The following is an 11,547-nucleotide window of genomic DNA, read 5'->3' as shown; positions in this document are numbered from 1 at the left end:
TCGTCGGCAGCGTCAGAGGTGTATAAGAGACAGCCCGGTGGGCGGCCGGTGCCGGATCGCGCTCCAGCGCGTCCGCGAACGGGACCAGCGCGGTGAGGGCGGCCAGCGCGAGGACGGCGGGCAGGGCCAGGCCGGCGCCCACCGAGACGAGCGTGAGCAGGGCGAGGACGGCCGTCCTGATGCGGTTGGACGTGGACATGACGACTCCCGGACGGGTGCGGTGCGGGCGCCGGGCCGCCCGCGCGGGCGGCCCGGCGCGGGCGCGGTCAGGTGAGCTTGCTCTTGACGGTGTTGGCGACCTTGCCGGCCATCCCCGGGTTGGTGCCGTACAGGCGCGGGTCACCGGGAGCGAGCACCGGCTCCGGGGCGTGCGCCCGCGGGCTGCCGTCGTAGCGGAACTCGCCCTTGCCGTCCGGCGTCGGACCGGAGGCCCACCGGCCCTCGGCCGCGTCCCGGCCGGGGGAGAAGTCCAGGTACGTGTAGCTGAACTCCTCGGTGAAATCGGGCGAGTCGGGGAAGGCATCCGGCACCGGCATCTCCTCCAGGCCGTCCTCCTTGAGCTGCTCGATGGCCGCCATCCACATGTTCTGGTGCATGGTGTCGCGGGCCAGCAGGAAGCGCAGCATCTGCTTGACGCCGGGGTCGTCGGTCATGTTGAACAGGCGGGCCACCTGGAGCCGGCCCTGGGACTCGGCGGTCACGTTCAGGTGGAAGTCGGCCATCAGGTTGCCGCTGGCGGTGATGAAGTTGCCGTTCCACGGCACGCCGGCGCTGTCGACCGCCAGGGCCCCGCCGCCGCCGTGGATGAAGTGCGCCGGGTTGGACCCGCCGTAGATCGCGCCGACCATCGGGTTCTCCTCGGCGGCCTCCTCCAGCGACAGCGGCGCGTTCTCCAGCAGCCGGGTGATCATCGTGGCGATCATCTCGACGTGGCCCATCTCCTCGGTGCCGACGTCGAGCAGCAGATCCTTGTACTTGCCGGGCAGCCGGCAGTTCCAGCCCTGGAACAGGTACTGGTTGGCGACCGTCATCTCACCCCACTTGCCGCCGAGGACCTCCTGGAGGCGGCGGGCGAACGCGGCGTCCGGCCCGTCCGGCTTGGCCTCGAACTGCAGATCCTTCATGTGCGTGAACATGTCGTCTCCTCCGGTTCACCGATGCTGTCCTCTCCCGGGTGCCCGCTGCGGCGGCCCGCCGGGGCCGACCCGTGTCCCGTACGGGACAGGCCGCACCGGGACCGGCAGCCGGACGTCCACCGCCAGCCCGCCGCCGCGTGGACGGCGGGCGCCCACCGTCCCTCCGTAGGTATCGACCAGGCGCCGCACGATCCACAGCCCGAGGCCGTGCCCGGTGGCCGACGGGGCGGGCCGGGCCAGCGCCGCGCGCAGCGCCGGACAGGGACCACCCCGGTCGAGGACCGACAGCGTCAGCGTGGAACCGCGCGTCGCGGCGCGGACGACGATCTCGCCGCCGGCCGGGCCGTGGCGCCGCGCGTTGTCCACCAGGTTGGTGAGGATCTGCCGGACGTGCTGCTCGGGCACGGGCAGGCCGGCGGCGGCCCGGCCGATCCGCGCGCGCAGGCCGGGACCGGCGCCGGCCGTGACCGCGCGTACCACGGCGGCCAGGGGGACGCGGCGAGGTGGTTCCGGTTCGCCGCGGGCGCCGGGCCCGCCGAGGTCGTCCAGCAGGGCACCCAGGTGTACGGCGTGCTCGTGCGCCAGCGCCGCGATGGCCCGCCGGTCCGGCGTGGCCAGCGCCGGCTGCTCGGCGAGCGCCCGGGTGAGTGCCGTCAGCACCCGCACCGGTGTCCGCAGCTCGTGGCAGAGCACCCGGATCGACAGCGACTCGTCACGGTCGTCCGGACGTCCCCACGGGGTCATGGACTCCACAGCCATGCCGGGTTGTTCCCGACGGTTACTCGCATATGCCACTAACCTGAAGGGGAAGGAGGAAAGCCGACATGGGGGACGGCACCGTCCGGCTCGCGGTGGTGGACGACCATGCGCTGTTCGTCCGCGGCCTGGAGCTGCTGCTGTCCGCCACCACCGACGGCCGGGCCCGGGTCGTCGGCTCCACCACCGACGCGGCCGGGGCCGCCGCGCTCGTCGCCCGCTGTGCACCCGATCTCGCGGTCGTGGACCTGCACATGCCGCCGCCCGGCGGCCTCCGGGCGATCGCCGCCATCCGCCGCGCCAGTCCCCGGGTACGCGTCCTCGCCATGTCCGGCTCGGACGACCCGGCGCCGGCCGTGGAGGCGCTGCGCTGCGGCGCCGAGGGCTACCTGCCCAAGACCAGCGAGCCGGAGGATCTGCTGCCTCCACTGCTCGCCGTGCTGGACGGCTGGGCGGTGCTGCCGGGCGCGCTGCTGCGACGGCTGGTCGGGCCCGCCCGGTCACCCGGGCTCAACCTCGACGACGAGGAGCGCCGGCTGCTGCGGGCGATCGCGACCGGAGAGGCCACCGTGACGATCGCCGAGCGGATGCACACCTCGGAACGGACGGTGAAGCGGATGACCGCCTCCCTGCTGCGCAAGCTGCGGGTGACCAACCGGGTGGAGGCCGCCGCGCTGGCCGGGCGGGCCGGGCTGCTGGACGAGCGCTCCGACCGGTGAGGCGCGGACGCGCCACGGCCGGGTCACTCTGCGGCGCGGTCCGGGCCGGGTCACCCTGCGGCGGCCGGCCCGGACGGCGAACGGCCGCCCCGAGGGAGCGGGACGGCCGTTCGGTCGGGCGGTGGTGAGCCGGTCAGGCGGCTGTGGACCAGATGGCCCGGAACGCGGCCGCCTCGCCGGCCAGCCACTGCTCGATCTGCTCGGGCTTGACGTCGGCGGGCATCCGGTGCGCCTCGCCGCGGCGCACGTCGACCAGGACCGGCTCGGCGTGCGGCAGCACCGCGTCCATGTGCCGGGCCATCAGGTGCAGCGTGGCGAGCGTGGCCTCCTCGCTCGGCGGCGTCTCGTCGAAGTGCAGCCGGATCGCCTCGGCCCGGCCGTCGGCGTACCGGACGCCGAACTGGGGGTTGATCTTGACGGGCAGGTCACCCAGCATGGCCAGGGCGTCGCGGGTCTGGGCCAGGTCGACGCCGGCCGGCTCGCCGAGCGAGTGCAGCCAGCGGGTCGCGCCCGGCACGAGCGCCTCGTAGAGCGGCCGCCAGCGGGGCTTGACCACGTCGGCGACCTGCGCGAGGTGCGTGCCGCCGGTGTGGAACGCGACGTCGGCCTTGAGCGCCTTGACGAACTGGCCGTGCGGGTTGAAGCCGTGCCGGCTGGCCCGCTGCCGGCGTAGCCCGCCGACGAAGGTGGCCTTGGTGGGGCCGGTGCGGTCGACGTACCGGGTGAATCCGAGGAGGGTGGCGTAGGGGGTGACAGAGGTCGCGGAGGTGGGCGCAGTCACGAGCATCCTCCCAGGTCAGCAGCTCGATTAGTACATACATTCTAATCGACGGGTCTGACATCGCCCAGGGCACGAAAAGGGCCGCCCGGACATCCCGGGCGGCCCTTTTTCGCGTAGTCCTAGAGCTGGCCGACGTCGGTGATCCGGACCGCCGCCGCACCTGTCTCGTCGGAGGCGGCGAGGTCGATCTCGGCGCTGATGCCCCAGTCGTGGTCGCCGTCCGGGTCGTCCAGGATCTGCCGGACGGTCCACCTGTCGCGGCCCTGCTCGATCATCAGCAGCGCCGGCCCGCGCGCGTCCGGGCCCACCCCGATCGAGTCGTACGCCTCGAAGTACGGCTCCAGCGCGTCGGCCCAGGCGTCGGCGTTCCAGCCGTCGCCGGCGTCCAGCTCGCCGAGCAGGTCCCAGCGCCGCAGCGCGGCCAGCTCGACGCGGCGGAACATCGCGTTGCGCACCAGCACCCGGAACGCCCGCGCGTTGCGGGTGACAGCCGGCGGCCGGTCGTCCAGCGACGCGGCCACCTCGGCCACGTCGGACGGGTTGCGCAGCCGCTCCCACTCGTCGATCAGGCTGGAGTCGACCTGGCGGACCAGCTCGCCCAGCCACTCGATGAGGTCGACCAGCTCCTCGGTCTTGGCATCCTCGGGGACCGTCTGCCGCAGCGTCTTGTACGCGTCGGCGAGGTAGCGCAGCACCAGCCCCTCGGACCGTGACAGCCCGTAGAACTGGACGTACTCGGGGAACGTCATGGCCCGCTCGTACATGTCCCGGACCACGGACTTCGGGGAGAGCTGGTGGTCGGCGACCCAGGGGTGGCCCTGCCGGTACATCTCGTACGCGGACTCCAGCAGCTCGGCCAGGGGCTTGGGCCAGGTCACGTCGTCGAGCAGTTCGAGGCGTGCCTCGTACTCGATGCCTTCGGCCTTCATCGCGGCGACCGCCTCGCCACGGGCCTTGAACTGCTGCGCGGACAGCACCTGGCGCGGGTCGTCCAGGATCGACTCGATCACGCTGAGCACGTCGAGCGCGTACGACGGGGACTCCCGGTCGAGCAGTTCGACGGTGGCGAGCGCCAGCGGCGACAGCGGCTGGTTGAGCGCGAAGTCGAGCTGGAGGTCGACGGTGAGGCGCACCCGCCGGCCGGTCTCGTCCGGCTCGGGCAGCTCCTCGACCACGCCGCCGGCCCGCAGCGCCCGGTAGATGGCGATGGCCCGGCGGATGTGCCGGCGCTGCGCCGCCGGGTCCTCGTGGTTGTCGGTGAGCAGGTGCCGCATCGAGGCGAACGCGTCGCCGGGGCGGCCGATGACGTTGAGCAGCATCGAGTGGCTGACCTGGAAGCTGGACGTGAGCGGCTCCGGCTCGGCCTCGACCAGGCGCTGGAACGTCGGCTCGCCCCAGCCGATCGAGCCCTCCGGCGGCTTCTTCTTCACCACCTTGCGGCGCTTCTTCGGGTCGTCACCGGCCTTGGCGAGCGCCTTCTCGTTCTCGATCACGTGCTCGGGGGCCTGCACCACGACCCGGCCCAGCGTGTCGAACCCGGCCCGCCCGGCCCGGCCGGCGATCTGGTGGAACTCGCGGGCCTTGAGCAGCCGGGTACGGGTGCCGTCGTACTTGCTCAGGCCGGTGAACAGCACCGTACGGATCGGCACGTTGATGCCGACGCCGAGCGTGTCCGTACCGCAGATGACCTTGAGCAGGCCGGCCTGGGCGAGCGTCTCGACCAGGCGGCGGTACTTCGGGAGCATGCCGGCGTGGTGCACGCCGATGCCGTGCCGCACCAACCGGGACAGCGTCTTGCCGAAGCCCGAGGTGAACCGGAAGTTGCCGATCGCCTGGGCGATCATGTCCTTCTCGGCGCGGGTGCAGACGTTCACGCTCATCAGCGCCTGCGCGCGTTCCAGCGCGGCGGCCTGGGTGAAGTGCACGACGTACACCGGGGCCTGCTTGGTCTCCAGCAGCTCCTCCAGCGTCTCGTGCAGCGGCGTGGTCGCGTACGAGAAGAGGAGCGGGACCGGCCGCTCGGCCGAGCGGACGACGGCGGTCGGCCGCCCGGTACGCCGGGTCAGGTCGTCGACGAAGCGGGTGGTGTCGCCGAGCGTGGCCGACATCAGCACGAACTGGGCCTGCGGCAGCTCGATCAGCGGCACCTGCCAGGCCCAGCCGCGGTCCGGCTCGGCGTAGAAGTGGAACTCGTCCATGATCACCTGGCCGACGTCGGCGCGGCGGCCCTCGCGCAGCGCCAGGTTGGCCAGGATCTCCGCGGTGCAGCAGATGATCGGCGCGTCCGCGTTGACGCTCGCGTCGCCGGTGAGCATGCCGACGTTCTCGGCGCCGAAGACCTCGCAGAGCGCGAAGAACTTCTCCGAGACCAGCGCCTTGATCGGCGCGGTGTAGAAGGTCGTCCGGTCGTCGGCCAGCGCGGCGAAGTGCGCCGCGATCGCCACCAGGCTCTTGCCCGAGCCGGTCGGCGTATTCATGATCACGTTCGCGCCGGAGACGATCTCGATGACCGCCTCCTCCTGGTGGGGATACAGGTCGAGGCCGCGCTCGGACGCCCAGGAGGCGAACGCGTCGTAGAGGGTGTCGGGGTCGGCGGTCTTCGGCAGCGCGGCGGTGAGAGTCATGGCGGCTCCCATCGTGCCTGGATCACACCGCGCCGCGCCAACCGGGTTCAGCGAACCGGCTTACGGGCACCGGCTTCAGCGCCGCCGGTGGATCAGGTCGAAGACCTCCCGGCCGGCGGTCAGCGCGCGGCGCTCGAACTTCGTCACCGGCCGGTGCGCCGGACGCGGCGCGTAGCCGCCGTACACGTCCACCAGCTCCGGGTCGGCGGTGAGCGTCTCGCGCATCGACTCGGCATACTCGGCCCAGTCCGTCGCGCAGTGCAACGTGCCGCCCGGCGCCAGCCGGGACCGCAGCAGCGCCACGTGCGCCGGCGCGATGATCCGCCGCTTGTGGTGGCGCGTCTTCGGCCACGGGTCCGGGAAGAAGACGTGCACCGCGTCCAGGCAGCCCTCCGGCATGGCCCGGACCAGGTCCAGCGCGTCCCCCTCGGCCACCCGGACGTTGTCCAGACCGTGGCGTTCCACCAGGTCGAGCAGGTTGGCGATTCCCGGCGTATGGACCTCGACCGCCAGATAGTGTCGGTCCCGGTCGGCCGCCGCCATCACGGCGGTGGCGTCGCCCATGCCGGAGCCGATCTCCAGCACCAGCGGCGCCCGTCGTCCGAACAGCGCCGTCGGATCGCACGGCCCGTCGAGGGCGGCGATCTCCAGGCCGTACGCGGGCCAGAGCCGGGTGAGCGCGTCGCGCTGCCGCTCGCTCATCCGTCCGCGACGCGGATGGAAGGTACGGATGCGGCCGGCGGCGATGTCGGGGAGGGTCACAGCGACCCGAGCCTAGCCCGGATCGGATGTGATGTGCCGCCGGGGGTGAGAGGATTCATCCCGTACGCCGGGAGGGGTCATGGGGTCGTTCAGGGTACGTAGGGCGCTGCTGGTCGCGGTCGCCGCGTGCGCCGCCCCGCTGGTCGGCGCGGTGCCCGCCCAGGCCGCGCCGCGCGCCGCCGAACCGGTGCCGGAACAGCCCCCGGCCGACGTGATCTTCGTGGAGGTCACCCCGGGCACCGTCTCGCCCGGCTACCTCGTCGGCATCCGGGCGAGCTGCCGCAACAACTCGGTTCCGGCGATCGTCACCTCGGACGCGTTCGGCAAGATCCAGGTGCAGCCGCAGCGCGGCCTGCTCACCGCCTCGCCGATGGTGCACGAGCGCACCCGGCCGGGCAACTACCGGGTCAAGCTGGAGTGCCCGGGCGGGGAGACCGCCTCCACCATGCTCCAGGTAATCAAGCAGGGGCAGCCCACCCGGCAGCCGAGCCACGGGCCCAGTCACCTGCCCAGCCGCGGCCCGGCGACCGGTTTCGGCGGCACCGCCGGCCCCGGGCTCGGTGGCCTGCTGGTGCCCGTCGGGCTGGCGGTGACTGTGGTCGGCGCCGGGCTCGGCGTGGCCGCGTCCCGCCGGCACGCCCGCGGCGCCGCCAGAGGCTGAGGCCGGCGATGGCCGAGCACTTCGTCCCGCCGCCCGCCGGATCACGGCGCTCCGGCCGGCCGTTCCTGGCCCTGCCTCCGCCCGCCGCGCCACCGACCGGCACCGCCCGGTTCTCCGGGGCTGATCCGGCCGCCGCGCCCCGGACCGGACCGCGCTCGGGGAGTGGGTCTGCCGCCGGGACGGGTCCGACCGCCGGGACCGGATCGTCTGCCGTGCCGGTCTCCGGGTCGCGGCCGTGGATGCCGCCGCCCGCCGCGTCGCGACCGTGGTATCCGCCCTCGGCCGACCCGCCGGCCCTGCGCCCGGGGCCCGCCGGGCCGCCGCCGGTCGAGCCGCCACCGGCGCCGCCGGGCAGGGGGGACCGGGGCCGGGGTTCCTGGTCGAAGCCGCTGGCGGTGGTGCTGGTGCTGGTCGGCGTGTTCGCCACCGGGGCCGGGCTGGGCCGCACGGCCGGGCCGTTCGACTTCGCCGACGCGTCGACCGAGTCGAGCCGGGCGAACGGGTCGGGCGCGGCGGCCCCGGCGAGCGCTGCCGCCCCGGTCCGGAAGCCGGCGAGCCGGCCGGTGCGCCTGGCGGTGCCGGCCATCAAGGTCAACGCGCCGGTCACGCCCGTCGGGCAGGCGAAGGACGGCTCGGTGGACGTGCCGCCGCTGACCGAGCACGACCAGACCGGCTGGTACGACAGGGGAGCGGTGCCCGGCGATCCGGGCCGGGCGATCATCGTGGGCCACGTCGACACCAAGAGCGGCCCGGCCGTCTTCTACCGGCTGCGCTCGCTCAAGCCCGGCGCGCGGATCCAGGTGACCCGCGCGGACCGCAGCGTGGTGACCTTCAAGGTGGACAGCGTCGAGTACTTCGACAAGTCGAACCTGCCGGCCGCCCGGGTCTACGGCGACTCCGGTCCGGCCGAGCTGCGGCTGATCACCTGCGGCGGTGAGTGGGTCGGCGGCCGTACCGGCTACCAGGACAACGTGATCGTCTTCGCGTCCCTGACGCCCTGACCGCTCCCGCCCTGACCGCCCGGCCCGCCCTGACGGCCCTGAGCGCGTCGATCATGAGGTTAGCGGCGCAGGTTGCCCGTTTCGTCACCGCCAACTCCATGATCGCCGAACGGAGACCCGGAGCGCGCCGGGGCCGTGGGAGATCTTGGTAGGAAACGGCCCCTATGGGGGCGCGAATCTTCCAAGATCTGCGCGCGCCCCGGCCCTGACCGCGTCGATCATGAAGTTGGCGGTGACGAAGCGGACGGTGAGTGCCGCCAACTTCATGATCGACCGAGAAAGGGAGGGGAAGGGAGGGGTCAGGGTTTGGCGGGGACCTGCTGGACCACCTCGAACTCCAGCAGGGTGGCGCCCGTGGCCACGGGCTTGCGGGGTTCGCCGCCCTCGGCGTGCGCGGCCCGGGACGGGCCCTGCGCCCACGCCTGGTACGCCTCCTCGCTCTCCCAGCGCGTGTACACGAAGTAGCGGGTGTCCCCGGCGACCGGGCGCAGCAGCTCGAAGCCGAGGAAGCCGGGGGAGTTCTCCACCGCGCCGGCCCGGGCCGCGAACCGCTTCTCCAGCTCCTCGCCGGCGCCGGACGGGACGTCGATCGCGTTGATCTTCACGACAGCCATGCGTCCACCCTAACGAGCCTCGGACTCAGAACGTCTCGACGGCCGGTGCCAGGTCCGCGTCGACCACGATCGGGGCGTGGTCGGAGGGGCCCTTGCCCTTGCGGGCCTCCCGGTCCACGTACGCGGAGCGGACCGCGCGGGCGAACGACGCGCTGGCGTACACCAGGTCGATCCGCATGCCCTTGTTCTGGTGGAACATCCCGGCCCGGTAGTCCCAGTACGTGAACGGGTGCGGCCCCTTCATCGGCGTCGGCACCACGTCCTCCAGTCCCAGGTCGCGCAGCGCGGCCAGGGCGGCCCGCTCGGCCGGGGTGACGTGCGTGGAGGTGACGAACAGCGCGGGATCCCAGACGTCGGCGTCGGTGGGCGCGACGTTGAAGTCACCGCAGACGGCCACCGGCAGGGGACCGGCCACCTCGGCTTCCAGGGCGTCGCGCAGCGCCGCGAACCAGGCCAGCTTGTACGCGTAGTGCGGGTCGTCCGGCGCGCGGCCGTTCGGCACGTACACCGACCAGACCCGCAGCCCGTCGCAGGTGGCCGAGATGGCGCGGGCCTCGGGCTCAGGAAACCCGGGTTCGCCCGGGAAGCCGACCGCCACGTCGGCCAGCCCGACCCGGGACAGCACCGCGACCCCGTTCCACCGCCCGTCGCTGTGGCTGGCCACCTCGTAGCCCAGCTCGCCCACCTCGGCGACCGGGAACGCCCCGTCGGGGCACTTGGTCTCCTGCAGGCACACGACGTCGGGCTTCGTGGTGGCCAGCCAGTCGAGCAGCCGGGGCAGGCGGGCCTTCACCGAGTTGACGTTCCAGGTCGCCAGGCGCATGCCCCCAGCCTGCCGCATCCCCGCCCGCCCCGCCGCCTCAGCGCTCCGGGGTGTCGCCGGGGCGCGTCTGCTCGGCGAGGAAGCGCTCCAGCTCCGCGCCGAGTTCGTCGGCGGTGGGCAGCGGCCCGGTCTCGCCGGCGAGCAGGTTCTTCTCGCCCCGGCCGCGGGCGAACGCGTCGTACTGCTCCTCCAGCGCCTGGACCAGCGTCGCCGCCTCCTCGGTCTGGGTGACCTGGCGGTCGATCTCCACCCGGACCGACTCGGCGGCGGTCCGCAGCGTCTCGACGGGCAGCAGCAGGCCGGTGCTGCGGGACACGGCGGACAGCAGCGCCTCGGCGGCGGCCGGGTACTCGGCCTGGGCCACGTAGTGCGGCACGTGCGCGGCGAAGCCGAGGGCGTCGCGCCCCTGCTCGCCGAGGCGGTACTCCAGCAGGTGGCCGACGCCGGCCGGCACCTGCACCTTCTGCAACCACGGCTCGTGTCCGGCGATCAGTTCCTTGCGGGTGGCGTGCGCGGTGACGCCGCTGGGCCGGGTGTGCGGCACCGCCATCGGGATCGAGTTGAGCCCGACGGTGAGCCGGACGTCGAGGCGGGCGCAGAGCCCGGCGACGGCGGCCACGAAACGCTCCCACTGCAGGTCCGGCTCGGGGCCGGTGAGCAGCAGGAACGGGGTCTCGTCGTCGTCGCGCAGCAGGTGCAGCTCCAGCGCCGGGGCGTCGTAGGACTCCCAGTGGTCCTCGACGAACGTCATCACCGGGCGGCGGGAGCGGTAGTCGAAGACCTGGTCCACGTCGAAGCGGGCGATCACCCGGGCGTCGAGCGAGGTGAGCAGCTGTTCCCGGGCGAGGCGGGTGGCGTTGCCGGCGTCGACGAAGCCGGTGAGGGCCTGGATCAGCACCGGCTGGCCGAGCTCGGGCAGCTCGTCGGTGAGTTCGTAGAGCTCGTGTGGATCGAGCACCGGTGGGGTCCTCCCTGTCGACGCGTACGGGGGAGCGCCGAACGTGCGGCCTCCCCGATTCGGCCAACGTACCGGGGCGGGTGGTCCATTCCGTTACGGCACATCCGATGCCCGGATGATGATCACGATTCGGCTACGCCCCGGTCCGGCGACCCATATCCGGATCGTCCGAACGGACGAGTTAGTCGATCATCGGACGGGACCGGGAGGTCTGCGAGGTTCGTGCCCGCGCCGTGGCCGGTCCGGGCGCACGGGTGATTGGCCCGCTTCCCGAGGTCTGCCGCGCCCTGCGGCGGGCTGTGGCGCGATGCCCGGGTTGCGGCGGCCAGAGTGTGGCGAGGGCCACCCTTTCGGCCTGGGTGATCCCGGTTTGCCCTGCCTAGCCTCGTCGGATGCGTAACGACGGCAACCTCGACGACCCGTTCGGCTCCGGCCGCCCGGCTGACCGTTCGGACGATACCCCCTCCACCAACCGGTTGACCACACTCCGGGGACTGGTCCGGCGTACCCGCTTCTGGGCACCCACGAACCCCCGGCCCGGCCGGACGAAGCTGGCGGTCGCCACGGGCGCCGCCTGCTGCCTGGGCCTGGTCGGCGTCAGCCAGGCCGGCTTCGGCGCCCCGGACCGCGCCGCCGGCCCGGCGCCCTCGGCTGAGGTCGCCGAGCGCGCGGAGGTCGACGCCGCCTCCCGGGCCATGGCCCGGCCGAGCAC

At 73.4% G+C, this 11,547-nt stretch carries 11 protein-coding genes and 1 pseudogene; 4 read left to right on the top strand and 8 right to left on the bottom strand.

The window, feature by feature from the left end:
• Nucleotides 1-266: 266 nt before the first annotated feature.
• Together EAD96_RS27975 and EAD96_RS27970 are read right to left on the bottom strand one after the other, a co-directional pair.
• On the bottom strand, nt 267-1,136 hold the full coding sequence (locus EAD96_RS27975) for a manganese catalase family protein (protein ID WP_121686348.1): 870 nt from the start codon (nt 1,134-1,136) through the stop codon (nt 267-269).
• 15 nt (nt 1,137-1,151) lie between these two features.
• The gene (locus EAD96_RS27970) at nt 1,152-1,895 is read right to left on the bottom strand and encodes a sensor histidine kinase KdpD (protein ID WP_121686347.1); all 744 of its coding nucleotides are present in this window, start codon (nt 1,893-1,895) and stop codon (nt 1,152-1,154) included.
• Between the two features lie 65 nt (nt 1,896-1,960).
• Here EAD96_RS27970 and EAD96_RS27965 point away from each other — a divergent pair, with 65 nt between their 5' ends.
• Nucleotides 1,961-2,611 carry a response regulator transcription factor gene (locus EAD96_RS27965; RefSeq protein ID WP_121686346.1) on the top strand — a complete coding sequence of 217 codons (651 nt, stop codon included), beginning with the start codon at nt 1,961-1,963 and terminating at the stop codon, nt 2,609-2,611.
• Nucleotides 2,612-2,744: 133 nt separating this feature from the next.
• On the opposite strand, the gene EAD96_RS27960 is transcribed toward EAD96_RS27965, so the two are convergent.
• The 3 genes from EAD96_RS27960 to trmB form a co-directional block, all read right to left on the bottom strand.
• Entirely contained in the window at nt 2,745-3,392 is a 648-nt protein-coding gene (locus EAD96_RS27960; protein WP_121686349.1) for a hypothetical protein, read from the bottom strand.
• Nucleotides 3,393-3,511: 119 nt separating this feature from the next.
• Complete coding sequence (locus EAD96_RS27955) at nt 3,512-6,016, bottom strand: RNA helicase (RefSeq protein WP_121686345.1); 2,505 nt, start codon at nt 6,014-6,016, stop codon at nt 3,512-3,514.
• 75 nt (nt 6,017-6,091) lie between these two features.
• Nucleotides 6,092-6,718, bottom strand: a complete 627-nt coding sequence (gene trmB / locus EAD96_RS27950; RefSeq protein ID WP_233586196.1) for a tRNA (guanosine(46)-N7)-methyltransferase TrmB — start codon at nt 6,716-6,718, stop codon at nt 6,092-6,094.
• 139 nt (nt 6,719-6,857) lie between these two features.
• Here trmB and EAD96_RS27945 point away from each other — a divergent pair, with 139 nt between their 5' ends.
• Nucleotides 6,858-7,439, top strand: a complete 582-nt coding sequence (locus tag EAD96_RS27945; protein WP_121686343.1) for a hypothetical protein — start codon at nt 6,858-6,860, stop codon at nt 7,437-7,439.
• Between the two features lie 212 nt (nt 7,440-7,651).
• Nucleotides 7,652-8,440 (top strand): class F sortase, encoded by a 789-nt coding sequence (locus tag EAD96_RS27940; protein ID WP_244933394.1) that lies wholly within the window; start codon nt 7,652-7,654, stop codon nt 8,438-8,440.
• Between the two features lie 299 nt (nt 8,441-8,739).
• Here EAD96_RS27940 and EAD96_RS27935 read toward each other — a convergent pair whose 3' ends face one another.
• The 3 genes from EAD96_RS27935 to EAD96_RS27925 are packed head-to-tail and all read right to left on the bottom strand — an operon-like array spanning nt 8,740 to nt 10,835.
• The gene (locus EAD96_RS27935) at nt 8,740-9,054 is read right to left on the bottom strand and encodes an antibiotic biosynthesis monooxygenase (protein WP_018784922.1); all 315 of its coding nucleotides are present in this window, start codon (nt 9,052-9,054) and stop codon (nt 8,740-8,742) included.
• 25 nt (nt 9,055-9,079) lie between these two features.
• Complete coding sequence (locus EAD96_RS27930) at nt 9,080-9,877, bottom strand: exodeoxyribonuclease III (RefSeq protein ID WP_121686342.1); 798 nt, start codon at nt 9,875-9,877, stop codon at nt 9,080-9,082.
• Nucleotides 9,878-9,914: 37 nt separating this feature from the next.
• Entirely contained in the window at nt 9,915-10,835 is a 921-nt protein-coding gene (locus EAD96_RS27925; RefSeq protein WP_121686341.1) for a proteasome assembly chaperone family protein, read from the bottom strand.
• 392 nt (nt 10,836-11,227) lie between these two features.
• Here EAD96_RS27925 and EAD96_RS27920 point away from each other — a divergent pair.
• Nucleotides 11,228-11,547: pseudogene (locus tag EAD96_RS27920) on the top strand (peptidase M23); the annotation flags it as partial.

The organism is Micromonospora sp. BL1, assembly GCF_003667485.1.
Taxonomy (GTDB): Bacteria; Actinomycetota; Actinomycetes; order Mycobacteriales; family Micromonosporaceae; genus Micromonospora; species Micromonospora tulbaghiae.
This window is presented reverse-complemented; position numbering and strand designations above follow the sequence as displayed.